This is a genomic window from Leisingera sp. ANG-S5 (assembly GCF_000813925.1).
GTDB lineage: Bacteria > Pseudomonadota > Alphaproteobacteria > Rhodobacterales > Rhodobacteraceae > Leisingera.
Map to the genome: position 1 here is coordinate 64,020 of NZ_JWLH01000001.1, position 25,514 is coordinate 89,533.

General features: G+C 64.3%; 27 protein-coding genes. 18 read left to right on the forward strand and 9 right to left on the reverse strand.

Annotated elements, in window-relative coordinates:
- Positions 1 to 341: 341 nt before the first annotated feature.
- From RA25_RS00330 to RA25_RS00345, 4 genes are all read left to right on the forward strand, one after another.
- Complete coding sequence (locus tag RA25_RS00330) at positions 342 to 1,517, forward strand: aspartate aminotransferase family protein (RefSeq protein ID WP_039151490.1); 1,176 nt, start codon at positions 342 to 344, stop codon at positions 1,515 to 1,517.
- Between the two features lie 79 nt (positions 1,518 to 1,596).
- On the forward strand, positions 1,597 to 2,523 hold the full coding sequence (gene argF, locus RA25_RS00335) for an ornithine carbamoyltransferase (protein WP_019296096.1): 927 nt from the start codon (positions 1,597 to 1,599) through the stop codon (positions 2,521 to 2,523).
- 163 nt (positions 2,524 to 2,686) lie between these two features.
- Positions 2,687 to 3,262 (forward strand): isochorismatase family protein, encoded by a 576-nt coding sequence (locus RA25_RS00340; protein ID WP_039169353.1) that lies wholly within the window; start codon positions 2,687 to 2,689, stop codon positions 3,260 to 3,262.
- Positions 3,263 to 3,353: 91 nt separating this feature from the next.
- Entirely contained in the window at positions 3,354 to 4,073 is a 720-nt protein-coding gene (locus RA25_RS00345; protein ID WP_039169356.1) for an SDR family NAD(P)-dependent oxidoreductase, read from the forward strand.
- 73 nt (positions 4,074 to 4,146) lie between these two features.
- On the opposite strand, the gene RA25_RS00350 is transcribed toward RA25_RS00345, so the two are convergent.
- From RA25_RS00350 to hrpB, 3 genes are all read right to left on the reverse strand, one after another.
- Positions 4,147 to 5,628 carry an inorganic phosphate transporter gene (locus RA25_RS00350; RefSeq protein ID WP_039170222.1) on the reverse strand — a complete coding sequence of 494 codons (1,482 nt, stop codon included), beginning with the start codon at positions 5,626 to 5,628 and terminating at the stop codon, positions 4,147 to 4,149.
- 90 nt (positions 5,629 to 5,718) lie between these two features.
- Positions 5,719 to 6,177: an NUDIX hydrolase gene (locus RA25_RS00355; protein WP_039151387.1), complete on the reverse strand. Its 459-nt coding sequence runs from the start codon at positions 6,175 to 6,177 to the stop codon at positions 5,719 to 5,721.
- A 214-nt stretch (positions 6,178 to 6,391) separates the two neighbouring features.
- Positions 6,392 to 8,839, reverse strand: coding sequence for an ATP-dependent helicase HrpB (gene hrpB, locus RA25_RS00360; protein ID WP_039169358.1), 2,448 nt, complete (start codon positions 8,837 to 8,839; stop codon positions 6,392 to 6,394).
- 197 nt (positions 8,840 to 9,036) lie between these two features.
- Between hrpB and meaB the strand changes: the two genes are divergently transcribed.
- From meaB to RA25_RS00385, 5 genes are all read left to right on the forward strand, one after another.
- Positions 9,037 to 10,014 carry a methylmalonyl Co-A mutase-associated GTPase MeaB gene (meaB, locus tag RA25_RS00365; protein WP_052254123.1) on the forward strand — a complete coding sequence of 326 codons (978 nt, stop codon included), beginning with the start codon at positions 9,037 to 9,039 and terminating at the stop codon, positions 10,012 to 10,014.
- 9 nt (positions 10,015 to 10,023) lie between these two features.
- Positions 10,024 to 10,827: a hypothetical protein gene (locus RA25_RS00370; protein ID WP_039169361.1), complete on the forward strand. Its 804-nt coding sequence runs from the start codon at positions 10,024 to 10,026 to the stop codon at positions 10,825 to 10,827.
- Between the two features lie 149 nt (positions 10,828 to 10,976).
- Positions 10,977 to 11,267: a 50S ribosomal protein L28 gene (rpmB, locus tag RA25_RS00375; RefSeq protein ID WP_019296104.1), complete on the forward strand. Its 291-nt coding sequence runs from the start codon at positions 10,977 to 10,979 to the stop codon at positions 11,265 to 11,267.
- Between the two features lie 138 nt (positions 11,268 to 11,405).
- Entirely contained in the window at positions 11,406 to 11,756 is a 351-nt protein-coding gene (locus tag RA25_RS00380) for a hypothetical protein (protein WP_039169365.1), read from the forward strand.
- Between the two features lie 56 nt (positions 11,757 to 11,812).
- The gene (locus RA25_RS00385) at positions 11,813 to 12,286 is read left to right on the forward strand and encodes a copper chaperone PCu(A)C (RefSeq protein ID WP_039169368.1); all 474 of its coding nucleotides are present in this window, start codon (positions 11,813 to 11,815) and stop codon (positions 12,284 to 12,286) included.
- A 96-nt stretch (positions 12,287 to 12,382) separates the two neighbouring features.
- On the opposite strand, the gene RA25_RS00390 is transcribed toward RA25_RS00385, so the two are convergent.
- Positions 12,383 to 13,081: an NAD-dependent deacylase gene (locus RA25_RS00390; protein ID WP_039169372.1), complete on the reverse strand. Its 699-nt coding sequence runs from the start codon at positions 13,079 to 13,081 to the stop codon at positions 12,383 to 12,385.
- Between the two features lie 49 nt (positions 13,082 to 13,130).
- Between RA25_RS00390 and RA25_RS00395 the strand changes: the two genes are divergently transcribed.
- Positions 13,131 to 13,568, forward strand: coding sequence for a low molecular weight protein-tyrosine-phosphatase (locus RA25_RS00395; protein ID WP_019296108.1), 438 nt, complete (start codon positions 13,131 to 13,133; stop codon positions 13,566 to 13,568).
- 1 nt (position 13,569) lies between these two features.
- Here RA25_RS00395 and RA25_RS00400 read toward each other — a convergent pair whose 3' ends face one another.
- The 4 genes from RA25_RS00400 to RA25_RS00415 form a co-directional block, all read right to left on the reverse strand.
- Positions 13,570 to 14,535 (reverse strand): LysR family transcriptional regulator, encoded by a 966-nt coding sequence (locus RA25_RS00400; RefSeq protein ID WP_019296109.1) that lies wholly within the window; start codon positions 14,533 to 14,535, stop codon positions 13,570 to 13,572.
- A 166-nt stretch (positions 14,536 to 14,701) separates the two neighbouring features.
- The gene (locus RA25_RS00405) at positions 14,702 to 15,013 is read right to left on the reverse strand and encodes a hypothetical protein (RefSeq protein ID WP_019296110.1); all 312 of its coding nucleotides are present in this window, start codon (positions 15,011 to 15,013) and stop codon (positions 14,702 to 14,704) included.
- Positions 15,014 to 15,162: 149 nt separating this feature from the next.
- Positions 15,163 to 15,345: a hypothetical protein gene (locus RA25_RS00410; RefSeq protein ID WP_039169377.1), complete on the reverse strand. Its 183-nt coding sequence runs from the start codon at positions 15,343 to 15,345 to the stop codon at positions 15,163 to 15,165.
- 261 nt (positions 15,346 to 15,606) lie between these two features.
- A complete protein-coding gene (locus RA25_RS00415) occupies positions 15,607 to 16,620 on the reverse strand; it encodes a hypothetical protein (RefSeq protein ID WP_039169380.1) in 1,014 nt (337 codons plus the stop codon).
- A 254-nt stretch (positions 16,621 to 16,874) separates the two neighbouring features.
- Here RA25_RS00415 and lepA point away from each other — a divergent pair, with 254 nt between their 5' ends.
- The 3 genes from lepA (at position 16,875) to RA25_RS00425 (ending at position 20,492) form a co-directional block, all read left to right on the forward strand.
- Positions 16,875 to 18,689: a translation elongation factor 4 gene (lepA, locus tag RA25_RS00420; RefSeq protein WP_039169385.1), complete on the forward strand. Its 1,815-nt coding sequence runs from the start codon at positions 16,875 to 16,877 to the stop codon at positions 18,687 to 18,689.
- A gap of 377 nt (positions 18,690 to 19,066) precedes the next feature.
- Entirely contained in the window at positions 19,067 to 19,867 is an 801-nt protein-coding gene (locus RA25_RS22555) for a DUF2971 domain-containing protein (protein WP_152612141.1), read from the forward strand.
- Positions 19,868 to 20,252: 385 nt separating this feature from the next.
- Positions 20,253 to 20,492 carry a hypothetical protein gene (locus RA25_RS00425; RefSeq protein ID WP_019296115.1) on the forward strand — a complete coding sequence of 80 codons (240 nt, stop codon included), beginning with the start codon at positions 20,253 to 20,255 and terminating at the stop codon, positions 20,490 to 20,492.
- A gap of 76 nt (positions 20,493 to 20,568) precedes the next feature.
- Here RA25_RS00425 and RA25_RS22275 read toward each other — a convergent pair whose 3' ends face one another.
- Positions 20,569 to 20,706: an entericidin A/B family lipoprotein gene (locus tag RA25_RS22275; RefSeq protein WP_019296116.1), complete on the reverse strand. Its 138-nt coding sequence runs from the start codon at positions 20,704 to 20,706 to the stop codon at positions 20,569 to 20,571.
- A 155-nt stretch (positions 20,707 to 20,861) separates the two neighbouring features.
- Here RA25_RS22275 and RA25_RS00430 point away from each other — a divergent pair, with 155 nt between their 5' ends.
- The 5 genes from RA25_RS00430 to RA25_RS22040 all read left to right on the forward strand — a co-directional run bounded on the left by RA25_RS00430 (position 20,862) and on the right by RA25_RS22040 (position 25,361).
- On the forward strand, positions 20,862 to 21,188 hold the full coding sequence (locus tag RA25_RS00430; protein WP_019296117.1) for a TraR/DksA family transcriptional regulator: 327 nt from the start codon (positions 20,862 to 20,864) through the stop codon (positions 21,186 to 21,188).
- A gap of 153 nt (positions 21,189 to 21,341) precedes the next feature.
- A complete protein-coding gene (locus tag RA25_RS00435) occupies positions 21,342 to 21,656 on the forward strand; it encodes a TraR/DksA family transcriptional regulator (protein WP_019296118.1) in 315 nt (104 codons plus the stop codon).
- 266 nt (positions 21,657 to 21,922) lie between these two features.
- On the forward strand, positions 21,923 to 22,576 hold the full coding sequence (locus tag RA25_RS00440) for a protein-L-isoaspartate O-methyltransferase family protein (RefSeq protein WP_039151347.1): 654 nt from the start codon (positions 21,923 to 21,925) through the stop codon (positions 22,574 to 22,576).
- Between the two features lie 129 nt (positions 22,577 to 22,705).
- Positions 22,706 to 24,130 (forward strand): TolC family outer membrane protein, encoded by a 1,425-nt coding sequence (locus RA25_RS00445; protein WP_039169390.1) that lies wholly within the window; start codon positions 22,706 to 22,708, stop codon positions 24,128 to 24,130.
- 76 nt (positions 24,131 to 24,206) lie between these two features.
- Positions 24,207 to 25,361 carry a hypothetical protein gene (locus RA25_RS22040; protein WP_052254124.1) on the forward strand — a complete coding sequence of 385 codons (1,155 nt, stop codon included), beginning with the start codon at positions 24,207 to 24,209 and terminating at the stop codon, positions 25,359 to 25,361.
- The last annotated feature ends 153 nt before the right edge of the window (positions 25,362 to 25,514 follow it).

Below are 25,514 nucleotides of genomic sequence, written 5' to 3' on the forward strand. Positions count from 1 at the left end.
TGCGCAGGCTTGGGAAAGCGAGGGGCGCCGCCCCTCTTGGCCTGCGGCCAATTCACCCCGGAGTATTTCGCCAAAGGTGAAAGGGCCGGGCGGCGCTTTGGCGGGGAGGGCTGCACAAAAGGGGTTTTCTTTCGCCAAAACCTCCACTATGGAACCCATCCATGATCAAACGCGCATATACCACCATCTCGCGACGCCGACGCCGCCTGGTGTAACCGGCCCCTGATCCCCTGTGCCTGCCGTGCAGCACATCCCCCATTCGAAATCCAATGATCCACCGTTGACCCAAGGCCAAGCTTACGTCACAGCTTTGGCTTCCACCTTTGAAAAGGATGATCCCGATGATCCCGTCCGTTCTGCCGACCTACAACCGTGCCCCGCTTGAGTTCGTCAAAGGCGAAGGCGCCTGGCTGACCACGGCGGACGGGCGACGCTTTCTGGATCTGGGATCGGGCATCGCGGTCAATGCGCTGGGCCATGCCCATCCGGCGCTGGTGGAGGCACTGACCACCCAGGCGCAAGCCTTGTGGCATGTGTCCAACCTCTACCACATTCCCCAGCAGCAAGCGCTGGCGGACAAGCTGGTGGAGCATACCTTTGCCGACACCGTGTTCTTCACCAACTCCGGCACCGAGGCCTGCGAGCTGGCGGTGAAGATGGCGCGCAAGTATTTCTATGACAAAGGCCAGCCGGAGCGGGTGGAGATCATCACCTTCGACGGCTCCTTCCATGGCCGGTCCTCTGCAGGCATCGCTGCGGCAGGCTCCGAGAAGATGGTCAAGGGCTTCGGCCCGCTGCTGCCCGGTTTCGTGCATCTGACCTTTGGCGATCTGGACGGCGTCACCAATGCCATCTCGGACAGCACTGCCGCCATCATGATCGAGCCGGTGCAGGGCGAGGGCGGCATCCGCCCGGTCCCGGATGCAGAGCTGAAGGCGCTGCGCCAGATCTGCGACGACAACGGCCTGTTGCTGATCCTGGATGAGGTGCAATGCGGCGTCGGGCGGACCGGCAAGCTGTTTGCCCATGAATGGGCGGGCATCGCTCCGGATATCATGATGGTGGCCAAGGGCATTGGCGGCGGCTTCCCGCTGGGCGCAGTGCTGGCCACCGAGGATGCCGCCAGCGGCATGACCGCAGGCACCCACGGCTCCACATACGGCGGCAACCCGCTGGGCTGCGCAGTGGGCTGCGCGGTGATGGATCATGTGGCTGACCCGGACTTCCTGGCAGAGGTGAACCGCAAGGCGGGTCTCTTGCGGCAGAAGCTGGAGGGGCTGGTGGCCGACCATCCAGAAGTCTTCGAGGAAGTGCGCGGCGCCGGCCTGATGCTGGGCCTCAAGTGCACGGCAGCCAACATAGATGTGGTCAACGCGGGCTACGCCAACGAGCTGATCACCGTCCCGGCTGCCGACAACGTGATCCGCCTGCTGCCGCCGCTGACCCTGAGTGATGAGGACATCGCCGAGGCCGTCAGCCGCCTTGATAAAACTGCCGCCCAGGTCGCAGCCTCCTGATCTTCACCTTTGCAGAAATACTCCCGGGGGTCCGGGGGCAGGCAGCCCCCGGCCTTCGCCAGAACAAAGCGATACGACTATGAACCATTTCCTCGACATCCACAAAACCGACCCTGCCGACCTGCGCGCCATCATCGACCAGGCTAAAGCCACCAAGCAGGCGCGCCTCGGCCGCCCCAAGGCGGCGCTGGATGATGAGCTGCCGCTGAAGGACCGGATGGTGGCGCTGATATTTGAGAAACCCTCAACCCGGACCCGGGTGTCCTTTGATGTCGGCGTGCGCCAGATGGGCGGCCAGACCATGGTTCTGTCGGGCAAGGACATGCAGCTGGGCCATGGCGAGACCATCGCCGACACCGCCCGCGTGCTCAGCCGCTATGTCGACATGATCATGATCCGCACCTTCGATGAGACCGTGCTGACCGAGATGGCGGAGTACTCCGATGTGCCGGTGATCAACGGCCTGACCGACCGCACTCATCCCTGCCAGATCATGGCGGACGTGCAGACCTACGAGGAGCACCGCGGCTCCATCAAGGGCAAGAAAGTGGTGTGGTGCGGCGATGGCAACAACGTCTGCGCCTCCTTCATCCATGCGGCCGGGCAGTTCGGCTTCGACCTGACCTTCACCGGCCCCTCGCAGCTGGACCCGGAAGAGGAGTTCATGGGACTGGCGCGCAAGGCTGGATCGAAGATCGTGGTCGAGCGCGACGCCGTGAAGGCGGTGGAGGGCGCCGATCTGGTGGTCGCAGACACCTGGGTGTCGATGCATGACAGCCAGTCTTCCAAGGAGCGCCGCCACAACATGCTGCGCCCCTATCAGGTGAACGACGCGCTGATGGCGCATGCCAAGCCCGATGCGCTGTTCATGCACTGCCTGCCGGCCCACCGCGAGGAAGAGGTGACCTCCGCCGTCATGGACGGCCCGCAGTCGGTGATCTTTGACGAAGCCGAAAACCGCCTGCACGCACAGAAGGCAATCATGCGCTGGTGCCTGGGCGGCTGAACCGCAGGCGACATTTGATTTGGAAGGGCGCGCGCAGCCGGGGCTGCTGCGCGCCTTTTTCGTGCGCTATGCGCCCATGACGCAGGGGCATGGGAGTTTGCACTGGCCGCTGGGCACGGTTTCGGCAAACCTCCTGCCAAGAATTTCACCGCGAGGATTTCCCATGGACCGCAGCACAGCCCTGTTGATCGTCGACATGCAGCAGGAGATGGCCAACGTGGCCGCCTCTGGCCGCCCGCAGGCTAATCCGGATGCGGAGGAGACGGTGGCCGAGCTGGCCGCAGCCTTCCGCACCGCGGATCTGCCGGTGGTGCATGTAATGCATGACGATCCGCGGCCCGAGAGCAAGTTCCGCCGCGATCTGCCCAGCGGCCAGCCGTTGCCCTGCGCGGTGCCGCAGGAGGGCGAGAAGGTGTTCTGGAAAACCGGCTCATCCGGCTTCTGCGGCACCGGGCTGGAGCGCCATCTGCGGGACGCCGGAATCACCCGGCTGGTGATCGTTGGCGGGGTGGCGGCCTTCTGTGTCAACTCCACTGCCCGTTCTGCCGCCAACCTAGGGTTTGAGATTGAGGTGGCGGAGGATGCGCTGATCGCCTTTGATATGCCCGCACGCAAGGGCGGCATGCTGGATGCCGGGATTGTTCTGGAGGTTACGCTATCAGCCTTGCACGCAGGTTTTGGCAAGGTGGTGACTGCGGAAGATGTTCTGGTGCAGCTGCCTGCCGCGGCAGAGACCTGATGCAGCCTTCGGCCAAGGCGCTGCCCGATAAACCTTGTGTCATGAGTGGATTGCCGTCAGCATTTCACTCAAGGGCAGGGGAGGGCTGGCAATGGCAGGCACATCATCCAAACCGCAGGCGCTGATCGTCGGGGCCGGGACCGGTCTGTCGGCGGCTTTCGCCCGGCAGCTCTCTGCTGCGGGCTATGCGGTGCATCTGGCTGCCCGCAATACGGACAAGCTGGAGACGCTGGCAGCAGAGTCCGGGGCCGTGCTGCACGTGCTCGATGGCACCGACACCAACGGGACCTCGGCACTGATCGACGGTTTGCCCGGGGAACTGCGGGTGGCCTGCTACAACCCCTCGGCCCGGCTGCGCGGTCCTGTTGCAGAACTGGAGCCGGAAGCGGTGCGCAAGGCAGTGGAGATCACTGCCTATGGCGCCTTTGTGCTGGGGCAGGCGGCGGCCAAGAGGATGCTGATGCAGCAGGCCTTGGACGGGCGGCGCGGCACCATCCTGTTCACCGGCGCCTCCGCCGGGGTGAAGGGCTTTGCCCAGTCCGCGCCCTTTGCGATGGGCAAGTTTGCGCAGCGCGGCCTGGCGCAATCGATGGCGCGGGAGCTGCACCCAAAGGGCATCCATGTCGCCTGGGTCAATATCGACGGCGGCATCCGCAATGCCGCCCGGCCAGAGCGGACAGAGGCCGCGGATAACCCCGACAGCATGCTGGACCCCGATGCCATTGCCGCGGAGTACATGCATCTGATTAACCAGCACCGCTCCGCCTGGAGCGACGAGCTGGTGCTGCGGCCTTGGGTGGAGCGGTTCTAGGGGCTGAAACCAAGGCAAAGAAAACCCCCGCAGCCGGATGGTGCGGGGGTTCCTAATGTGAATGTGGTGCGGCTCAGCTGACGAAGGTATTGAGCAGCAGGTAGATCACCGCGGACAGAAGTGCTGCGGCAGGGACGGTGATCACCCAAGCGGCCACAATTGTCATGAAGTGGCTGCGGCGCACCAGCTTGCGGCGGCGGCGTTCCTCCGGCGCGATGCGTTTCTCTGCCGGGCGGCCTGCGGCGGATTTCTTCAGGCGGCGCTCCATGTGCCACTCGCGGAAGAAACCGACGCCGAACACCGCGCCCACCGCGATATGGGTGGAGGAGACCGGCAGGCCCAGCCAGCTGGCCACGATCACGGTGATGGCGGCGGACAGCGACACGCAGTAGGCGCGCATTGGGTTCAGCTTGGTGATCTGGCTGCCGACCATGCGGATCAGCTTGGGGCCGAACAGGAACAGGCCAAAGGAGATGCCGAAGGCGCCGATTACCATCACCCAGGTCGGGATTGCGACCTTGGCGGCAAAGTCGCCGAATTCGGTGGCGTGCACGATGGCGGCCAGCGGGCCGACCGCGTTGGCGACGTCATTGGCGCCGTGGGCAAAGGACAACAGGCCCGCGGAAATCACCAGCGGCAGGCCGAACAGCGCCTTCAGCGACTTGTTGCGGTTCTCCATGCCCTCGGACTGGCGCTTGATCAGCGGCGCGGTGATGACATAGGAGACCGCCCCGATACCGGCACCGATCAGCAGCGCGGTCTGCAGGTCGATCTTGACGATCTTCTTGAGGCCCTTCAGAGCCAGATAGGCACCAAAGGCGGCGGCCATGACGGCGACCAGAACCGGCACCCAGCGCCGTGCGGCGGCGATTTTGTCGTCCTGATAGATGATCTTGGCCTTGATGAAGGCAAGGAACAGCGCGGCGATGATGCCACCCAGCACCGGCGAAATGACCCAGCTTGCGGCGATCTTGCCCATGGTGGGCCAGTTCACCGCGGCGGTGCCTGCGGCGGCGACGCCGGCCCCCAGCACGCCGCCCACAACCGAATGGGTGGTGGAGACAGGTGCGCCGACCCAGGTCGCCAGGTTCACCCACAGCGCCGAGGAGATCAGTGCTGCCATCATCGCCCAGATGAAGATGCTGCTGCTGGAAACCGCAGCCGGATCGATAATGCCCTTGGAAATGGTCGAGACCACATCGCCGCCTGCCAGCAGGGCGCCTGCGCTTTCACAGATGGCGGCAATCACGATGGCGCCGCCCATGGTCAGCGCATTGGCACCGACCGCCGGCCCCATGTTGTTGGCGACGTCATTGGCGCCGATGTTGATCGCCATGTAGGCGCCAAAGGCCGCCGCCGCGATCACCACCATGCTCATGGCGGAGCCGCCGAAGAAAACGCCGGCGGCAAGGCCCGCCAGCACGATAAAGGCCAGCGCGATGCCCGGCGCCACCAGCGGGCGGGAGGCATAGGTTGTGGCCAGCTCCAGCTGGGAGATCCTGTTCAGATCCTTATCCAGCGTGTTCCATTGCGGACGCTGATCTTCGTGGCTCATCATCGCATTCCTGATTCCGGGGTCTGGGCACGCGCCTACCCCCGCTCAGGACACGGTTCAAGCGTTTGACATAAAAATGTCACATAACTTTTACAAACGGTGCAGAATGTCCCGCAGTTCCGGCTCATCCACCAGCCCGGCAGCCTCTGCGGGCTTCATCCACTGGCGGGTGCGCTCGCTGGATTCCGGGTAATCATCCTCCAGCTGCTCCACTTCGACCTCGAAGATCAGCGTTGTGACGGGCTCTTCGGTGCCGTTGTCGTGGCGCTTGGTGAAATGGTATTCGCCGATCGGCTGCGGGGTGATGCGGGCCGGTTTGACGCCGGCTTCCTCCCAGGCTTCCTGCAGGGCGGAGTCGGGGCCATCCTTGCCCTCAACCGGCCAGCCCTTGGGCAGGATCCAGCGCCCGGTGCCGCGGCTGGTGATCATCAGCACTTCCTTGCCGTCCGCATCCATGCGGTAGCACAGGGCGGCGACCTGCACGCGGGCAGGGCGCTGCAGCATCGGTTTGATGATCTCGTTCCAGGCGCGGGTCAGGGGGCTTGTCATTTGTGCTCAGCCTTTTGTTGTTGGGGAATATCCCGTGTCGTGTGTGTAACTGCAGGAATCTACGCCTGATTGACCGGGGTTGCAAGATGATGCGCGGGTTTGCCGTGCAGCAGACCGCAGGCCTCAGGCGGGGCTCCGGCCCGCTGATCCGCGCATCACAGATGCACCGCCAGCCGTTGGGCCGGGCAGCGCGGCTCAGCCGCGCTGCGTTTCGCTACTTGCGCCGTTTCGCCCTGAGAGTCGGGTCTTCTTGGGTCGGGTCTTCGGGCCAGGGGTGCTTGGGGTACTGGGCGCGCATGTCTTTTCTCACATCTGCATAGGAGCCGGCCCAGAAGCCCGGCAGGTCGCGGGTGATCTGGATCGGGCGCTGGGCGGGCGACAGCAGCGAGACCTTCAACGGCACGCCGCCCACCGAAGGGTGCCGGGTGACGCCGAACATCTCCTGCAGGCGGACCGAGATTTCCGGGATCTCGCCGTCATAGCTGATCGGAATCTTGCGCCCAAGCGGGGTTGTGAAACTGCCCGGCGCCTCGCGGTCCAGCATCTGCGTCTGTTCCCAGCTGAGCGCCGCCTTGAGCGCGGGCAGCAGATCGAAGCGTTTCCAGTCCTCGGCCGATTTCACCCCGTCCAGCATCGGCAGCAGCCAGTCTTCCAGGTTCTCCGTCAGACCGTGCAGTGAGAAATCCGGCAAGTCATGGCCTTCCGCCCTGACCAGTTCCACCCGCGCCGCCAGCCGCGCGGCAGCCCCGGTGAGCCGCAGGCCGAGGTCGCGCACGCCGTCCAGCATCGCCCGCGCCACCGCGTCCGGCGGCACGTCCTTCCAGATCCGGTCATCGAGAACCATGGCGCCGAACCGCTCCTGCTGGCGCGCCACCACCCGCCGGTCGCGCTTGGACCACTCGCATGTGTCCTCCCAAGTGATCTGATCCGCAAACAGCTCGCGGATCTCGGCCAGCGACATTTGCGCCGCCATCCGGATCTTCGCCTCGCGCGGGTTACCGTCGGTATCCAGCGCCACGATGAACGGTGCCCCCGCCAGCGTATCGCCGCCATCCAATATGGCGCCCTTGCCTCCGGACAGCACGAACCGTGGATTGTCGCCCTTGCGGCGCTGGCCGACGCGGTCCGGATAGGCGAGGGCGGCCATCATCGCGGCAGACAGGCCCGCATCCCGGTGGCCTGCCTGTTTCTCCAGCCGCCGCGCCTCGCTCTTGATCCGCTCCACGACGGGGCGGTTCAGCTGGTAGGGATGGCTGCGCATAAACCCTTTGGGATCCCGCAATGCCTTCAGCCGCAAGGACAGATCCGCAGGCGCGCCGCGCAGCGGATCGCGCTCACCCAGAAGGGCCGCCAGCGGTGCGGCTTCGGGGCCTGCCTGCAGCAGCATATGCCCAAGCCGCGGATGCAAGGGCAGGGCGGCCAGCGCCTTGCCGTGCTCGGTGATCCGCCCCTGGGCATCCAGGGCGCCCAGCATCGCAAGCAGCGCCTGCGCCTCTGCCAGCGCGCCCGCAGGCGGCTGGGTCAGGAACATCAGATCCTCCGGCGCCGCGCCCCACAGCGCCAGCTCCAGCGCCAGTGCTGTAAGGTCGGCGCTTTCGATCTCGGCGGGCGGAAACGCCATCAGCGCGCCTTCTTCGCCCTTGGTCCACAGCCGGTAGCAGAGGCCCTCCGCCACCCGGCCCGCACGGCCCTGCCGCTGGGTCGCCTCGGCGCGGGTCACTTTCTCTGTCACCAGCCGCGACATGCCGGAGCCGGGATCAAACCGCGCGCGGCGCGCCTGTCCCATATCGACCACCACGCGGATATCCTGAATGGTCAGCGAGGTTTCGGCGATCGAGGTCGCCAGCACCACCTTGCGCCCCTGTGCCTCGGGCTGGATCGCCGCGCGCTGCTCGGCAAAGGGCAGGGCGCCAAACAGCGGCCGGATATGGCAGTGGCCGGGCAGGCGCTTCTCCAGCGCGCCGGCGGCGCGGCGGATCTCGCCCTCGCCGGGCAGGAATACCAGGATGCCGCCGCCGGTGGCCTTTGTTTCCCTTTCAGCCTGAACCACCAGATCCGCCAGCGCATCGACGCGGCGCGCCTGCGCGGGCAGGGGGCGCTCCAGCCAGCGGGTTTCCACCGGATAGCTGCGGCCCTCAGACGTCACCATCGGCGCATCCATCAGCGCCGCCACCGGCCCGGCGTCCAATGTTGCCGACATTGCCAGCAGGATCAGGTCATCGCGCAGTGCGCCCGCGACCTCCAGGCACAAGGCCAGCCCCAGATCGGCGTTCAGGGAGCGTTCGTGGAATTCGTCAAAGATCACCGCGCCGATGCCGGGCAGGTCAGGGTCCGATTGCAGCATCCGGGTCAGGATGCCCTCGGTCACCACCTCGATGCGGGTGGATGTCGAAACCTTGGCGTCGCCGCGCACCCTGTAGCCGACGGTCTGGCCGGGCTTCTCGCCCAGCGTTTCCGCCATCCGCTCGGCAGCGGCGCGGGCGGCGAGGCGGCGGGGTTCCAGCATCACGATGCGGCCCTTCGTCAGCCCGGCCTCCAGCATCGCCAGCGGCACCCGGGTGGTCTTGCCCGCACCGGGCGGCGCCTGCAGCACGGCACGGCCGCGGGCGCGCAGCGCGTCCAGGAGGTCGGGGAGGGCGTCTTCGATCGGCAATCTGGTCATTCCGCCTTATCGCCAAAGGGGCGGGGGAGGTCCAGCGGCCTTGCAGCGCCCGGCAATCCGCAAACCGCCTCAGGCGCGGCGGATTTGCCGCCTTTCCTGCGCCGCCCTCTGCTGTAGGGTGCGCGCCAGACGGCAGGGGCTGGACTTTGCGGCGCGGCTTGCGCCAAGGTCCCGCCCATCAAGACAGGAAGGCACGCATGGACACCGAACAGCTCACACAAAAGATCCTCGATGGCGACCGCCGGGCGCTGGCCCGTGCCATCACCCTGGTGGAAAGCGGCCGCGAGGATCACCGCGCCAGGGCGGGCGAGCTGCTGTCGGAGCTGGCCAAGCACAAACGCCAGTCGCTGCGCATCGGCCTGTCGGGCACGCCCGGTGTCGGCAAATCCACCTTCATCGAAAGCTTCGGCATGATGCTGACCGGGCTCGGCCTGCGGGTGGCGGTTCTGGCGGTTGATCCCAGCTCCGCCCGGTCCGGCGGGTCGATCCTGGGCGACAAGACCCGGATGGAACGGCTCAGCCGCGAGAAGAACGCTTTCATCCGCCCGTCCCCCAGCCAAAGCCACCTGGGCGGCGTCGCCCGCCGCTCCCGCGAAGCTGTCGCCCTGTGCGAGGCAGCAGGGTTCGACGTGGTGCTGATCGAAACCGTCGGCGTCGGCCAGTCGGAAACCGTGGTGGCAGAAATGTCCGACCTGTTCCTGCTGCTGCTGGCGCCTGCCGGCGGCGATGAGTTGCAGGGGGTGAAGCGCGGCATTATGGAAATGGCCGACCTCATCCTGGTGAACAAGGCCGATGGACCCTTGAAGCCAGTGGCGACCCGCACCTGCGCCGATTACGCCGGCGCCCTGCGCCTGTTGCGCAAGCGGCCGCAGGACCCCGAAGGTTTCCCCAAGGCGCTGATGGTCTCCGCGGTGGAGGAGCACGGGCTGGACAAGGCCTGGGAAGAGATGCAGACGCTCACCGCCTGGCGCCGCGAAAACGGCCACTGGGGCCGCCGCCGCGCCGATCAGTCCTGCTACTGGTTCGACCAGGAGGTGCGCCAGGCGCTCTTGGCGCGGCTGCACACCGCCAGCGCCCAGGCGGCGATGGCAAAGCTGTCGGGGCAGGTGGCCGAGGGCGCGCTGACCCCGGCGGCGGCGGCGCAGCAGATGCTGCAGGACCACCTGAAGGGCTGAGCCGCGCAGATGCAGGAAACCCGGGTCTTCGACGGCGAATGCCTGCGCGCCTCGCTGTTCAACGCAGGCGCAGAACGGCTGTTCGTGACCTTCCGCCAGCGGGTTGCCGTGGCCGGGGAGTTCGAGGACCGCGGCCCGGTCAGGAACATGACCAGGCACGGCTATGCCCATCTGCACATCCAGCCCCGCCACAACGACTGGTACATCAACAGCGAGACCAAGGCGCTGTCGCGCAGCCTGAAGGAACTGTCCAAGGGCTATGGCGACGTCTCTGCCATGGGGTTTTCCATGGGCGGCTACGGGGCGCTGCGGTTCTCCGGGGCGTTGCGCCTGAACCGCCTGATCGCCGTCTCGCCGCAATACACAATTGCGCCGGGCGTGGTGCCGCATGACCGGCGCCGCAAGGAAGCAGAGGCCTTTGATGCGGCGCTCGGCGATCTGGTGCGCTATGGCCGCCATGACCTGCAGGGCGTGGTGCTGTTTGATCCGTTCCGCAAGATGGACCTGAGCCACGCGCTGTTCATCCAGGCGGTGTTTCAGGACCTGCAACTGTGCCGGCTGTCCTGCGGCGGCCATCCGGCCAGCCAGGTGATCCGCGAGGGCGGCAGCTTCTGGGACCTGCAATCGCTGCTGCGCGACGGCCCGCTGAACGCGGCGCGGGTACTGGAGCTGCACCGCAGCCGGCGCAGGCTGTCGCGGACCTATTGGCAAAAGCTGGCACGGGTGGCCCGGCAGCGCGGCCGGCCGGGGCTCGGGGCCGCTGCAGAAGCCGGTCTGGAGAGGCTTGAAGCGGCGCAGGAAAAGGTGCAGTAAGCGCGGCAAGAAAGCTGAGTTGAATCACTTGACGCTGTTGCCGGTTGAGCGTAAGAGCAGCGGACCAGTTTTCGGGCGCAGCCAATGGCCGCGCCCCTTGTGATTTGGCGCCGGACTGCCGGAGCCTCCAAAAAACGAAGGATGAAGATATGTCGCGCCGTTGCGAACTGACCGGAAAAGGCCCGATGACTGGCAACAATGTCAGCCACGCCAACAACAAAACCAAGCGCCGCTTTCTGCCCAACCTGAACGACGTGACCCTGCAGTCCGAAGTTCTGGGCCGTGGCGTCAAGCTGCGCATCTCCGCAGCTGCCCTGCGCTCTGTCGACCACCGCGGCGGCCTGGACGCGTTCCTGGCCAAAGCCAAAGACGAAGAGCTGTCGGCAAACGCGCTGAAAGTGAAGAAAGAGATCGCCAAGGCACAAGCTGCACAGGCTTAATTCCCTGGCCTGATCCCTTCACCGGATCGGATTAAGAGACACCGCGCAGGGGCAGCCCTGCGCGGTGTTTGCGTTTGCGCAATCTGCCGCAGAGCCGGGCCTTGCAGGCCGTGCTCCTTGGGGGCATACCTGCCTGTGATGATACCCGCCTTGCGCATATTCCTTGGCCTGTTCCTGGCCCTGACGGTTGCCCTGACCGCGCACAGCGCTGCCGCCCGGCAGGGGGAGCGTGACGCTGCGGGCCAGATGGTGATCTGCACCGGCACCGGTCCGGTCACCATCTATGTGGACAGCGACGGCCAGCCGGCCAAACCGCCGCACAATTGCCCCGACTGCGTGATGCATGTGCTGGACGCGGTGGCGCAGCCTGCGGGGCTGGTGCTGCCGGTAGAGATCTGCGGCACCGTGACAGGCGATCAGCACGCCGCACTGGCCTCGGTGCAGCATATCCTGCAAGCCAGCGCCCGTGCGCCGCCAGCGGCTGCCTGACTGCGCCCCCCTTTCCCATCTGAAATTTGAAAACCCAACTAATGAGGAGACAGAACATGTCCCTGAAGTCTGTTGTTTTTGCAGCCGCGGCTGCTGCTGCCTTTGCCACCTCCGCCTTTGCAGGCGATGCCATGATCATGGTGCACGACCAATACGCGCGGGTATCTTCCCCGACAGCCAAGGCCGGTGCCGCCTTCATGGAGATCATGAACAAGGGTGAGGCCGACGATCAGCTGATCGACGTGCGTTCCGACGTGGCCGCCAAGGTGCAGCTGCACACCCACAAGGAAGGCGATGACGGCGTCATGAAGATGATGCATGTGGAGGAAGGCTTTGCCGTGCCGGCCGGTGAAACCCATATGCTGATGCGCGGCGGCGACCACATCATGTTCATGGGCCTGAAGCAGGCGCTGAACCACGGTGACGTGGTCAAGGTTACGCTGGTGTTCGAAAAGGCCGGCGAGGTCGAGATCGAGGTGCCGGTGGATCTGGAGCGCAAGGCCGAAGGCCACGGCGGCCACTCCAACTGATCCCGTGACTAGCAGGGCGGGCGCGGCGTCAGGCCGCGCTGCAGCCCTCCTTCGCGCCCAAAGCCCGCCCTTTGGCGGGCTTTTTGCCATCTGGTGCTAGGTAAGCAGCTCAGCCACCCAGTCCGGAACAATCCCGCTGGCCGGGCCAAAGCGGCGCTCTGCAAAGCGGGAAGCGGTGGCCGACGGCTCCAGGTTCAGTTCCACCGTATGGGCGCCTGCCAGATACGCCTCATCGACAAAGGCCGCGGCTGGGTAAACCTCGCCCGATGTGCCGATGGCGGCAAACAGATCCGCCCCGGCCAGATGGGCATAGATCTCCTCCATGAAATACGGCATTTCACCGAACCAGACCACATCGGGTCGCCCGGCAGGCGCCGCGCAGGCAGGGCAGGGCTGGCCGGTCTGCATCTCCATTGGTGCAGGCCAACGGTGGCTGCAGGCCGCACACAGCGCGCCTGCCAGCGTGCCATGCATATGCAGCACCCCGTCTGCGCCGCCGGCCTCATGCAGCCCGTCGACGTTCTGGGTCACAATCACCACTTCTCCCGGATGCTCCCGCTGCAGCCGCGCCAGCGCCTGATGGCCCGGGTTGGGCGCTGCTTCCGCCGCCTGCCTGCGCCGCGCATTGTAGAAGCCATGAACCAGGTCCGGATTGCGCGCAAAGCCTTCGGGCGTTGCCACATCCTCGATCCGGTGCTGCGCCCAGAGACCGCCCTCATCGCGGAAGGTGCCCAGCCCGCTCTCGGCGGAAATCCCGGCGCCGGTTAGGATCACGATCTTCGCGCTCTTTTCCATCGCTGCAGAACCTCCTATCACTACTCCCGTTCAAAGGAGCCATTTGCCCATGCCTACCCGTATTCTGTTTGTCTGCCTAGGAAACATCTGCCGCTCCCCGGCGGCGGAGGGCGTGTTCCGCGCGCTTTGCCCGGAGGCTGAGACCGACAGCGCCGGCACCGCGTCCTACCACGCAGGCGAGCCGCCCTACGGCCCGATGCAGGCGGCTGCGCGGGCGCGGGGGCTGGATATCTCCGACCTGCGCGCCCGGCAGTTCCGGCGCGGCGATTTCGAGAGCTTCGACCTGATCATCGCCATGGATGACAGTAACCTGAAAAACATCGAAGCCCTGCGCCCGGCTGGCAGCGAAACCCCGGTGCGCCTGTTCACGGACTATGCGCCGGAGACCGGTGCCGGCCACGTGCCGGATCCCTATTACACCCGCGACTTCGACGGCTGCCTCGACCTGATCGAACAGGCCGCCAAGGGCCTTAGGGCGGCGCTGTAAATTACTCCGCAATCACCCGGAAACCGCCTGCCAGGAACGGCAGCTGCTGCACCGCCGGATCGATCATCTGGGTCTGCACCAGTCGGCGCACGGTCTCGGCCACATCGCGCGGCACCCGGTCGGCCCAGTCGGCGGCGGTGAACAGTGAGATTGTCCGCGACATTTCCCCGAACGGCAGCGGGAAGGCGTCGATCTGGTCGTGGAACCGGCCCGCGCGCATATACCCTAGCGGCGTGGTGATGGCCCAGCCGATCCGTCGTGCCACCATTGCCATCAGCGCCAGATGCGAGCCGACCTCAAACCGGTTCTCGAACTCCAGCTTCTGGCGCCCTAGGAGCCCCTCGATCTGCTGTGAAATCAGCTGTTCGCGGGCATAGCGCAGGAAGGGCAGGCCGCTCAGCTGCTCTGCCGCCTGCGCCGCATCCGAGACCGCGCCGCGCGGCGCCACCAGGATGAAGGGATCGCGCACCAGCGGGTATTCCACCAGCCCCTCGTGCAGGCCGCCGGCAGTGGCGGCAATGGCGATATGCAGTTCCCGCGCTTCCATCGCCCGCACCACGTCGTGGCTGGAGGCGGTGATCATCTTGAACCGGCACTGGGTGAGGCTGTCGGCCAGGATGGTGGCCAGCCGAGGCGTCAGGTCATTGTCGAAGTCGTCGATCAGCCCGATCGACAGCGCCTGCAGGTGGGTGAGGTCCATCACCGTCAGCTCGCTCTGGGCCAGCCGCAGCTCGCCCAGCACCGCCTCTGTCCGGGCCAGAAAACTGCGCCCTGCGGCAGTCAGCACCATCGGGCGGCGGCCATGGTCGATCAGTTCGCTGTCCAGCGCCTTTTCCAGGTTGCGCATCTGCTGGCTGACCGCTGGCTGGCTCAGCCCGGTCATCTCGGCGGCTTGCGCCACGGATCCGGTCTTGGCCAAAGCCTCAAACACTTCCAGCCCGCGCAAGGAAACGCCCTTGATCAACATATCAACTGCTCCAATACCTTAGGCCGTTCTTTGCGGTTTGAGGCTGCGCGGGTCAAGGGTGGCAATGCCGCAGTCTTTCCCCCTTGCGAAAATGCCGCAGCGCGGATGCATCAATAGAAAAGGCGCCCCGAAGGGCGCCCCCAGCAATCGTGAATGTGCCGCCGCCTCAGCCGCAGCTGCGTGCCGCGTGGTCGCCAAAGGCCTTGTAGCGCAGCCACAGCCGCTCGTCGCTGCGGTTGGAGGACTGGCGCACCACCTGGGCCTGGTGCGGATCGGCAAACCACTTGGAGACTTTCTTGCGCTCCGACGCTGTCAGGCTGCGGTTGGCGACCTTCTGGATGCAGTTGCAAAGGCTGGGCGAGGCCGCGGTGCGGTCCGACTGGCGGCAGGCGCGTTCAATGGCGCCGGCCTCAGCGCCCGCAGGCGCCAGCGCGGCCAGAAAGCCGGCGCAGAGCGCGGTTGTCAGGAAAGTTTTCATCTGCTCATGCCCCGTGTTTGGCAAGCGGGTCTGATGCCCGCAGTTCTGGCCGCAGTATGGCAAATGCGGGGCTGCGTTTCAATCGTGGTAAACGGGGAATGAAGGCGGCTGGAGCGCCACGGTCGACGGCCCTCCAGCGCTGGTTTCGCTCAGGTCTGGTTCGGCCCGCGCAGGGCGCGGACGGCCTGGCGCACGGCTTTCCAGTCTGCCGCCTCATCGTCCTTGCCGGCCTCTTCGCAGGCGCGCATCTTCTGCGCGGCCTCAGCCTCGGCCTTGTCGCCATGCGCGCTGTAGAGCGCGCGGGCGTATTCAGCGGCTTTGATTGCATCCATGCGGATCGTCCTCCTTTGCTTGTCACTCGCATCTCAGGGGCGCGCGTCTCGCGGTACGGGAGCAGTATAGCGCATTTTGGCGAGCCATGCAGGGAACGGCGCGAATTTGCGGGGTTTTGGCGGCAAGGCGCGGAGGGCAGGGGGCAAAGGCCGCGTCGTAAAACGGAGGGCAGCGTCCGGTCCGAGGGCGGGAAGCGAAGCGCCCGCCCGTGGGAGCGGATCGGGCGCTGCCCGGCGGTGCCGCCGGGCGGGAGGCTGAACTCAACCGGGGGGCAGTGTCTTGGCGAAATTCCAGATTGCTTCAACCAGCCCCTTGAGTCCTTCGTTCTGAGCGGCTGAGGATGCGGTCAGATAAGCGATGGTTGCCGTTGTACCAACGGTGCCGGTCACTTCAGCGGATTTGGTCAACACGATGTCCGCCTTGCTGCCAAAATAAGCAGTAGCCTTAGCTAGGAGGTCCTGAAACCACTTGGCAAGCTTTTCTAGCGTGTCCCTTGATGGCTCTGGTTTCGCTGCTTCTGCTTCAAGTTCATCAACATGCATCCAGATCAGCGCGAGGTCAGTTTGAATGGCTCGTTCCGCTTCATCGTCGAGCGGAGGTCCACCGTTGTCACCTAAATTGTAGGTGGTTGTATCACCTGTCTGGGTAGTCAGAGTTCTTTTAAGCTTAGTTATCTCTTGTTCCAACTGGTAGAGATGGAGTGTTCGCTTAATTTCCTTTGCCGTGGGCTCCACTCCTGCCTTCCAGATTGTTTCATCAATCTGAGCAATGCGCTGCTGCAGCTCCCAAGCCAAAGGCTCGCCGTCGAGGGTTCGCTGGTACCAATCTTTCCAAAATGACCAAGGGGAAGTTTCTTGGTTCCCCCAAGATGTTAGTTGCGCCGCACCGACTTGGAAGCAGTGGTTCAAGTTTTGGGAATTGAAGTGAGCTTGTCGCCACAGGGGTTGCGTACGAAGAAAGTTAAGATCGTACTTTGCAAGCTCATCATACTCGATTTGCATTTGACGAATTAGCTTTTCTTGAAGCTCGTCAGTCTCGGTGGCTTGCCGTTTGTGAGAGTGAGGTTTCTTTGAGTGTTCATAGGAGACTTGTACGGAATCTCGCAACGCGTCCATCCCGTCTTTGATGGTAAGTTCTGTCAGCTTGCTGTTTTTCTGCTTCTCCACTGTTGTAACGGACTTCAGCGCGCCAATTATTGCGAACTTGGCGTTGTTCGCTGGTGCAATGAGTTCTGTGAACCCAGAGGTGACAGCAGGAAAGTCTATGTCATTCATTCCTTTCCATGGCTGCAAGCATACATTGGCAGTAAATGCTGCCCTCATGGCCTTTAGTGAAGCGGTTTCGTCGCCCGCTACATGCACTAATGGTAGGCACCTTAGGGCATGGCGAACAGCGAGCGCTCTTTGGACGCTACTTGGGGCATTATCACTTACCCAGCCTGTAAATGTGTTTACAACGTTCAACGGTTGCTCCTGTAAGGGGCTATCCCACCTTGACCAAACCCCGAATCCAAATCATATGCCTCAGCATGACTGACCTCGCTCACATCCGCAATTTCTCCATCGTCGCCCATATCGACCATGGCAAATCCACCCTCGCTGACCGGCTCATCCAGGAGACCGGAACGGTGAAGGACCGCGATATGAAGGAACAGCTGCTCGACGCCATGGACATCGAGCGCGAGCGCGGGATCACCATCAAGGCCAACACCGTGCGCATCGACTACATGGCGCAGAACGGCGAGACCTATGTGCTGAACCTGATTGACACCCCCGGCCACGTCGACTTTGCCTATGAGGTCTCCCGCTCCATGCGCGCGGTTGAGGGCTCGCTGCTGGTCGTCGACTCGACCCAAGGGGTGGAGGCGCAGACGCTGGCCAACGTCTATCAGGCCATCGACGCGGATCATGAGATCGTCCCCGTCCTGAACAAGATCGACCTGCCGGCCTCCGACTGCGACCGGGTGGCGGAACAGATCGAAGATGTGATCGGCATCGACGCCACCGGCGCCATCCAGGTCTCTGCCAAGACCGGCCAGGGCATCCGCGAAACGCTGGAAAGCATTGTCCAGCACCTGCCGGCACCGCAGGGTACCCGCGACGCGCCGCTGAAGGCGATGCTGGTGGACAGCTGGTACGACAGCTACCTCGGAGTGATCGTTCTGGTCCGCATCATGGACGGCGTCCTGAAGAAGGGCATGCGGGTCAAGTTCATGTCGAACAACACCCTGCACCATGTCGACCGCATCGGCGTGTTCCGCCCCGCCATGCAGGTGGTGGATGAGCTGGGGCCGGGCGAGATCGGCTTTCTCACCGCCTCGATCAAGCAGGTGCGCGACACCCGCGTCGGCGACACCATCACCAACGACCGCAACGGCACCGAGAAGGCCCTGCCGGGCTTCAAACCGGCCCAGCCGGTGGTGTTCTGCGGTCTATTCCCGGTGGATTCGGCCGAATTCGAGGACCTGCGCGACGCCATTGACAAGCTGGCGCTGAACGACGCCTCCTTCAGCTTTGAAATGGAAACCTCCGCCGCCCTCGGCTTCGGCTTCCGCTGCGGCTTCCTGGGCCTGCTGCACCTGGAGGTGATCCGCGACCGGATCGAACGCGAATACAACATCGAGCTGATCACCACCGCACCAAGCGTGATCTACCACGTCTACATGAAGGGCAAGGATAACGAGCCCGGCGAGATGATCGAGCTGCACAACCCCGCCGACATGCCCGACCCCTCCAAGGTCGACCACATCCAGGAGCCGCGCATCAAGGCGACCATCCTGGTGCCCGACGAATACCTGGGCGACGTGCTGAAGCTCTGCCAGGACCGCCGTGGCATCCAGATGGACCTGTCCTACGCCGGCTCCCGCGCCATGGTGGTCTATGACCTGCCGCTGAACGAGGTGGTGTTCGACTTCTACGACCGCCTGAAATCGGTGACCAAGGGCTATGCGTCCTTCGACTACCAGATGACCGGCTACCGCCAGGACAATCTGGTCAAGATGTCGGTGCTGGTGAATGACGAGCCGGTCGATGCGCTCTCCACCATGGTCCACCGCGACCGGGCCGAGATGCGCGGCCGCGCGATGTGCGAGAAGCTCAAGGAGCTGATCCCGCGCCACATGTTCAAGATCCCGATCCAGGCCGCCATCGGCGGCAAGGTGATCGCCCGCGAGACCCTCTCCGCCCTGCGCAAGGACGTGACCGCCAAATGCTACGGCGGCGACGCCACCCGGAAGCGGAAACTCTTGGACAAGCAGAAAGCGGGCAAGAAGAAGATGCGACAGTTCGGCAAGGTGGATATTCCCCAAGAGGCGTTTATTTCCGCCCTCAAAATGGACAGCTAAGGCTGTCCATTTTCGAGGACGCGCGGGCGAAAGCGGTTGGCGCAGCCAATTGCGTGCCCGCCCGGTCCTGTTCTGCGCCGGAAACGCACCCTCTTAAAACGCTTGCAAGACGGGGCTTTGGCCCCGTTTTTTTATGTCTGCGATTGCCAGAGTCCCGCCCGGCCGAGAGGCCGGGCAGCGCCCGATCCGCCCCCACGGGCGGGCGCTGCTCTTTAGGTTGGGGGAAACGGTGAATGAAGACGGATTGCACATTCCATTGCGAACTAGGCTGCAGCGTAAAAGCACGCTTTCACTTGAAAATTTCGTTCTTGAGGACGTATGTGGCCTGTGTTTGACTGTCGCAAGATTAGCATTCACTTTCTCTAATTTGGCAACAGATGGACAGTTTATTGGTACTTCCTCAATCGCTTGTTCGTTACCGCCCTGTTAGCGGCGAGTATCAAGCATCTGAGCTTGAAAACCTAGCAAGGGGAAAAGTCTGGTTTCGGCATCTTGGTGGGCAGAACGACTGCGCTGAGGGCGTCGTTCCGATTGTGAGGTCATCTGAGGAGCGGTTGCGGAGTATCTATAAAAACCTTCGCATTTCGGCTTTACAGCACTTGGCCCCAGGCCATGAATTTTGCCAGAAGTATCGGTCGGTTAAAGAGTTTCGAGCTTTTTTGGGCAGGAGGCGTTCCTGGCAGAAGAAGTTTACGCAAAATGCTCCCCAGCGCATTCGAATATCTTGCTTTTCAATTCCAGAGAAGCATGACGAAGAACACATGTGGGAGAAGTACGCCTGTGAGGGTCGGGGGTACAAGCTCCACTATTCCCTAGCGAACGATTTCATGGAAAGTGATGCGCCCTTCTGGTCAAGAGTTTTCTATGGCGATAAGCTGGATAGAAAGCGTGTTTCGGAGGCTGAACTGTTGGCGGCTGAATTTCAGCTAAATGGAGTTCCAGTGTTTGATATCAATCCGAAGCAGTGGGTAGGGGTACTTCAAGCATTCTCAGCATGTAAAACAACTATGTGGTCTCCCGAGGGGGAGGTACGCTTGGTCAAATACTCTCTGGAAGAAGACGGGTATTTCCCAGTTCCCAACTACGTACTGACCGGTGTGACATTTGGAAAAAACACACAGGATAAATTGAAAAATGCTGTGCGAGGGTCTTTAGGGGAGAGTTTGGTTTATGGGTAAAGTTCGAAGTAGTGCTCCTGCTTCAGAGTCCAGCGGCTCATAGAACACCTAAACAATGGCTTGCAATCACCCTCTTTCGCCCGGTCGTCAGACCGGGCAGCGCCCGTCCCGCCCCCCACGGGGCGGGCGCTTCGCTTCCCACCCCGCCGGGCCGGGCGCTGCCCTCCGCGTTCTAATCAAGCCTTTTGAAACCCGGGTGCCGGGGTAAGGCCGCTCCATAAGCTCCATCCGCCTGTATATCCGTAGGGCGGGCAATCCTGCCCACCGTCTACCGCCGCCCCCATGCGCCACTCTCCGCCCATCCGCGGCCTCTGCGCACCAACCCGCTGAAAACGCACCCGTTCCATGCTATCCTCCACCCCGTTCATCTGGGGAGGATAACACCATGAAACACCTGACTTTGGCTGCCGCGATCACCCTCCTGGCGTCGCCGCTTCTGGCCGGGCAATGCCCCGCCGATATTGCCGCCATCGACGCCGCACTGGCCGCGGGCACCGAACTGTCGGAGGAAGACCTGGCAACCGTCCAGGAACTGCGCGACGAGGGGCAGGCACTGCATGACAGCGGCGATCATGCCAACTCGGTTGCGACCCTGGCAGAAGCCAAGGCGATGCTGGGAATCTGACACACCTCAGCAGAAACAGAAAAACGCCCGGCGGCATACCGGGCGTTTTTGCGTCTCCTCGCGAAAGCTAGTCCGCTTACAGCGCGTCCTGCACGTCCTGCGCGGCGCCGCTGATTGCGTTGCCGGCCTTGGAAATATCGCGCCCCGCGCCCTTGGCGGTCTCGCAGGCCGCCAGCCCCAGCAGCATCAGCGCGCAGGCAAAAATCCGCATCATTCCGGTCACTCCTCAAATCTGCTCTCTCTGTTGGCAAAATGTCTAGCAAGCCATTGGAGCGCAAGCCAGAGCCTTTGATGCGGTTGAGCGAGGTCAAGGCCGCGGGGGCCACGCCGGGCTAGGCTTCGGGCGAACAGTCACGAGGAGGCAGAGCCATGGACCTATCAACCCGCAAACAGGCGCTGGAGGCGCGCCGCGCCGAACTGACCGGCCATCTGAGCAAGGTGGAGCACACGCTGGACGCGCCGATGCCGCAGGACTGGGAGGACCGCGCCTCCGAGCGGCAGGGCGACGAGGTTCTGGAAAGCCTCGGCAACGCAGAGCTGGACGAACTGCGCCGGATCGACGCCGCGCTGGGCCGGATCCGCGCCGGCACCTACGGCATCTGCGCCGGCTGCGGCGGCCTGATTTCCGACGCGCGGCTGGATCTCTTGCCCGCTGCGCCGCTGTGCAAAACCTGCGCCGGAGCGGCAGCGGGGTAGGGCGCGGCCTCCGGTTCAATGGGGATTTACCAGAAATTTGCAACTTATAAGATAGTGCAATCCCCGTAAATCGCGAGTATCTTGACCTGGATCAAGGAGATAGAACTGACCCGGGGGCACGTTGCGCGAAACCTGAACTGGAGGGCATGGACGATGGACTTTTCCGCCAGAAGAGAATTGCTTGAGGCGCGGCGGCAGCGCCTGGCCGGGCTGCTGTGCCGTACCGGGCAGGCCCCTGCAGCACCCCGGATGGGCTCTCACCGCCAGCCGCGCTCTGAACGCGGCGCGGGTTGCGCGATCGAGGTGCTGCCCTACGCCAGCCACGAGGAGCTGCGCCGGATCGAGGCCGCGCTGGCCCGTCTGCGCGACGGCTCCTACGGCTATTGCCGGATCTGTGGCGACGACATCGGCGACGACTTTCTGGACCAGCGCCCGGCCTCGCCCTTTTGCAAATCCTGCGCTTTGTAGCCGCGCCGCCCGCGCTGCGGCTCAGCAATGATTTCCTCCAGTGCCAGCGGCCTTTCGGGCCGCTGGCTTTTTTTGCCTGCAGGTATTTTGCTGGGGGCGCACTTTTTTTGCCGGGGGCGCACAGGTTTTTTGCCACGGGCGCACCGGGGCCGTTGCCCGGTGGCAGCGCCGCACTACTTTAGCCCTTCGCGCGCAAAGGCCCCGTTGCCGTGCTTGCCGGGATGTGCCACAACCGGCCTGACCGACTGAACAAATGAGTTTAGCAGATGCCAGAATTCACTGAGCGCCGCCGCATGATGGTGGATACCCAGATCCGTCCCTCGGATGTCACCAAATACCCGATCATCGAGGCCATGCTGGCGGTCCCGCGGGAGAAATTCGTGCCGGACGCGCAGCGCGAGGCGGCTTATGCCGACCAGAACGTGCGCCTGGGCGGCGGCCGAGTGCTGATGGAGCCGCGCACCCTGGCCAAGATGCTGGATGCAGTGGATCTGCAGAACGACGAACTGGTGCTCGATGTGGCCTGCGGCTTTGGCTACTCCACTGCGGTGGCTGCGCGCATCGCGCAGATGGTGATTGGTGTCGAGGAAGACGAGGCCATGGCCGCGGACGCGCAGGAGCTGCTGAGCGAGACCGGCGCCGACAACGCCATCGTGCACATTGGCCCGCTGGCCGAAGGTGCTGCCGAACACGGCGCCTATGACGTGATCCTGGTGCAGGGCGGCGCCGAGGAGCTGCCCGCAGCGCTGCTGGACCAGCTCAAGGACGGCGGCCGCGTCGCCGCGCTGATGATGACTGGCAACCTGGGCGAGGTTAAGATCGGCTACAAGACCGGCGGCCGGATCTCCTGGCGGTTTGAATTCAACGCCAGCGCCCCGGTGCTGCCGGGCTTTGCCGCGGCAAAGGAATTCGCGCTCTGAGCCTGAGGGGCTGGCGCTGCGGCGGGACCCGCTGCAAGATATGAGGAGGGGCCGGGCGCCGATCATTGGGTGCCCGGAGCAGGAACCAACAAACCGCGGCTGGCGGCGCGGCAAAAGATAAGGCAACCGATGCGAATGAAATTTCCGGCGAGTGTGTTCAAGGCTTTTGTATTTGCCGGCGGCGTGGCGGCGACGGCGCTGATGCCGCTGAAGGCGGCGGCGGACAACCTGTCCGACGCGATGATTGGCGCATATAAGACCAGCGGACTTTTGGAACAGAACCGGGCGCTGCTGCGCGCCGCGGACGAAGATGTCGCCGCAGGCGTTGCCCGCCTGCGCCCGGTGATCGAATGGACCACCTCTGCCACCCATACCTACACCCGCGGCACCAGCCAGTTCGGCAACTTCAATGAATTCACCGACAATGAAATCCGCACCCAGCTGCAGCTGACCCAGCTTGTTTTTGACGGCGGTGAAACGCGGCTGCGCAAACAGGCCGCGCAGGAACTGGTGCTGGCCACCCGCCAACGGCTGATCAGCATTGAGCAGCAGGTGCTGTTCTCGGCGGTTCAGGCCTATGTCGGCGTGCTGCAGGGGCAGGAAAACGTGTCGCTGCGCCGCAACAACCTGCGTCTGCTGCAGGAGGAACTGAAAGCGGCCCAGGACCGGTTCGAGGTCGGCGAGGTCACCCGCACCGACGTGGCGCTTGCCGAAAGCCGGGTGGCGGCCGCCCGCGCCAACCTGACTGATTCCGAAGGCACGCTGCGGACTGCCCGCGCCACTTATCTGCAGGTGGTCGGCCATCAGCCGGGCAGCATCGCAGGCCAGCCGCGGCTGCCGGCGCGCAGCGCCTCGCTTGATCAGGCGCAGTCGATTGCCCTGCGCAACCAGCCCGACCTTCTGGCACAGCAGTTCTCGGTCAAGGCGTCCGACCTGCTGGTGCAGGCCACCACCAAGGCGCTGGGGCCGAGCGTGAACTTCACCGCCCGTGCAGGCCTTGGCGAAAACATCAATGACGGAACCGGCACCTCCTCGGATTTCACCGCCTCGCTGTCGCTCAACCAGCAGCTCTACACTGGCGGTCTCAACGCCGCGACCCGGCGCCGGGCCATTGCCACCGCCGATGCCGAACGCGGCACTCTGATCAACGTTCAGCGCACGATCCTGCAATCGGTCAGCGCCGCCTATTTCAACGTCGAAACCGCCCGCGCAACCCTGGTCTCCTCCGGCGAACGGGTGCGCGCCTCCAAAGTGGCTTTTGACGGCATTCGCGAGGAAGCCACCCTGGGTGCCCGCACCACGCTGGATGTGCTGCAGGCTGAGCAGGAATATCTCGACGCGCAGACCGAACAGGTCAATGCCCGTGCGAACCAGGCCCTGGCGGCCTATCAGCTGCTGCAGTCGCAGGGGCTGCTGACCGCAGAGCATATCGGCCTGGCGGTCGAGATCTACGATCCCACCCTCTATTACAACCTGGTCAAGGACGCTCCGGCCCATCACAGCAAGCGCGGCAAGGATCTGGACCGGGTGCTCAAGGCCTTGGGACGTAACTGACAATTCATCCTATCAGTTGTGCGGGAAGGGGAAGGCCGCTACACTCTGACTCAAGAGGCAAGAGTGGTTTTAGATAATGTCCGACCCAGTTACCCACGCTGAGATTGAAGATGTATTGTCCTCGATCCGCCGGTTGGTGAGCGAAGACACACGGCAACAGCCCGCGGCGCCGGAACCGGCGGCGCGGCTGGTGCTGACACCCGCCCTGCGGGTGCAGGAGTCCGACGCCCCCGTCAGCGGCCCGCCCGCCGCAGAACCAGAGGCAGAGCAGGACACAGAGGCTGCTGAGGCTGTCGCGGAACCGGCCGAGCAGGCAGCGGAAGACCTGCAGCAGACTGGTTTCGAAGCACAAGAACAGGGCGGTGGCACCGCCGCCATCGCGGATACCGCAGCTGCGGAAGACCTCGCCGCCAGCCTGGCACCGGAACCGCCGCTGGCCTTCCGCCACCACAGGGACCGGGACATTGGCCGAACGAACGCGGATGCACCGCAGGAGACGGCCGAAGATCAGGCCCCGTCTGCCGCCGCTGCGGATCCTGCCGAAACAGATGCGCCCTGGGGCAACCCCGAAACCACCCTGTTTGCCGCCGCTGCCGGAGCCGGGCAGCACGCTGACGATGAAGCCGGGGACGAAGGTACACACGCTGAAGGGGAGGCGGACGCCCAAAAGGCCGCGCCAGTCCTGCTGACGGAGGAAAGCCTCGCCAGCACCACCGCCGGCGCCCGCGCCGCATCCGTAGTCCGCAAGATTGCGGAGCTGGAGGCGCGCAGCACAGCCGCACAGGACCGCGCCCGGCAGCACTGGGAGCCGGACAGCCAGACCGAGGCGCCCTTTGCCGGCGCCGGTCCCGACACCATCGAATGGCGGGATGAGCCGCTGCCGCACCGCCGCACCCGCCGCGCGGACAACGGCATCCCGGATGCCGCTGCAGAGGATATCGCACCGGACACTGCCGATGACCCGGCCAGCGCCGAAGCAGCGCTGGATCCGGAAGCGGCTGCGGACACGCTGGAGGCGGCGGTGGAAGACGCAGTCACCGGCGCGGCAATGGACACGCTGGCGGAGGAGGGCAGCGACAGCTACCTCGACGAAGACGCCCTGCGCGACCTGGTGGCCTCCATCGTCCGCGAGGAACTGCAGGGCCCGCTGGGTGAGCGCATAACCCGCAACGTGCGTAAACTGGTCCGCCGCGAAATCCACCGCGCATTGGCCGCCCACGACCTGCTCTGATCCGGTCCGTTTCTGGATAGGTTTGTTTCGGGGGAGGGATGAAAGGGCCCGCTTCCGGCTCAAGAGAAAACGGGGGCCGTCCCCTTTCCCCATCGCCTTCGCAGGCAGATGCCTATGGCGCACCGGAACCTGCATCAAGGACGCTGCGCGCCA

Bases quoted from the DNA above. Each gene is read 5' to 3' on its own strand.
- RA25_RS22555 (WP_152612141.1), top strand. From the start codon at position 19,067: ATGGACAGTTTATTGGTACTTCCTCAATCGCTTGTTCGTTACCGCCCT.
- RA25_RS22040 (WP_052254124.1), top strand. From the start codon at position 24,207: ATGTCCGACCCAGTTACCCACGCTGAGATTGAAGATGTATTGTCCTCG.
- RA25_RS00410 (WP_039169377.1), bottom strand. From the start codon at position 15,345: ATGGATGCAATCAAAGCCGCTGAATACGCCCGCGCGCTCTACAGCGCG.
- RA25_RS00345 (WP_039169356.1), top strand. From the start codon at position 3,354: ATGGCAGGCACATCATCCAAACCGCAGGCGCTGATCGTCGGGGCCGGG.
- RA25_RS00385 (WP_039169368.1), top strand. From the start codon at position 11,813: ATGTCCCTGAAGTCTGTTGTTTTTGCAGCCGCGGCTGCTGCTGCCTTT.
- RA25_RS00435 (WP_019296118.1), top strand. From the start codon at position 21,342: ATGGACTTTTCCGCCAGAAGAGAATTGCTTGAGGCGCGGCGGCAGCGC.
- hrpB (WP_039169358.1), bottom strand. From the start codon at position 8,839: ATGACCAGATTGCCGATCGAAGACGCCCTCCCCGACCTCCTGGACGCG.
- RA25_RS22275 (WP_019296116.1), bottom strand. From the start codon at position 20,706: ATGATGCGGATTTTTGCCTGCGCGCTGATGCTGCTGGGGCTGGCGGCC.
- lepA (WP_039169385.1), top strand. From the start codon at position 16,875: ATGACTGACCTCGCTCACATCCGCAATTTCTCCATCGTCGCCCATATC.
- rpmB (WP_019296104.1), top strand. From the start codon at position 10,977: ATGTCGCGCCGTTGCGAACTGACCGGAAAAGGCCCGATGACTGGCAAC.
- RA25_RS00340 (WP_039169353.1), top strand. From the start codon at position 2,687: ATGGACCGCAGCACAGCCCTGTTGATCGTCGACATGCAGCAGGAGATG.
- RA25_RS00380 (WP_039169365.1), top strand. From the start codon at position 11,406: ATGATACCCGCCTTGCGCATATTCCTTGGCCTGTTCCTGGCCCTGACG.
- RA25_RS00415 (WP_039169380.1), bottom strand. From the start codon at position 16,620: ATGAATGACATAGACTTTCCTGCTGTCACCTCTGGGTTCACAGAACTC.
- RA25_RS00445 (WP_039169390.1), top strand. From the start codon at position 22,706: ATGCGAATGAAATTTCCGGCGAGTGTGTTCAAGGCTTTTGTATTTGCC.
- RA25_RS00390 (WP_039169372.1), bottom strand. From the start codon at position 13,081: ATGGAAAAGAGCGCGAAGATCGTGATCCTAACCGGCGCCGGGATTTCC.
- RA25_RS00405 (WP_019296110.1), bottom strand. From the start codon at position 15,013: ATGAAAACTTTCCTGACAACCGCGCTCTGCGCCGGCTTTCTGGCCGCG.
- RA25_RS00355 (WP_039151387.1), bottom strand. From the start codon at position 6,177: ATGACAAGCCCCCTGACCCGCGCCTGGAACGAGATCATCAAACCGATG.
- RA25_RS00330 (WP_039151490.1), top strand. From the start codon at position 342: ATGATCCCGTCCGTTCTGCCGACCTACAACCGTGCCCCGCTTGAGTTC.
- RA25_RS00430 (WP_019296117.1), top strand. From the start codon at position 20,862: ATGGACCTATCAACCCGCAAACAGGCGCTGGAGGCGCGCCGCGCCGAA.
- argF (WP_019296096.1), top strand. From the start codon at position 1,597: ATGAACCATTTCCTCGACATCCACAAAACCGACCCTGCCGACCTGCGC.
- RA25_RS00425 (WP_019296115.1), top strand. From the start codon at position 20,253: ATGAAACACCTGACTTTGGCTGCCGCGATCACCCTCCTGGCGTCGCCG.
- RA25_RS00400 (WP_019296109.1), bottom strand. From the start codon at position 14,535: ATGTTGATCAAGGGCGTTTCCTTGCGCGGGCTGGAAGTGTTTGAGGCT.
- RA25_RS00395 (WP_019296108.1), top strand. From the start codon at position 13,131: ATGCCTACCCGTATTCTGTTTGTCTGCCTAGGAAACATCTGCCGCTCC.
- meaB (WP_052254123.1), top strand. From the start codon at position 9,037: ATGGACACCGAACAGCTCACACAAAAGATCCTCGATGGCGACCGCCGG.
- RA25_RS00370 (WP_039169361.1), top strand. From the start codon at position 10,024: ATGCAGGAAACCCGGGTCTTCGACGGCGAATGCCTGCGCGCCTCGCTG.
- RA25_RS00440 (WP_039151347.1), top strand. From the start codon at position 21,923: ATGCCAGAATTCACTGAGCGCCGCCGCATGATGGTGGATACCCAGATC.
- RA25_RS00350 (WP_039170222.1), bottom strand. From the start codon at position 5,628: ATGAGCCACGAAGATCAGCGTCCGCAATGGAACACGCTGGATAAGGAT.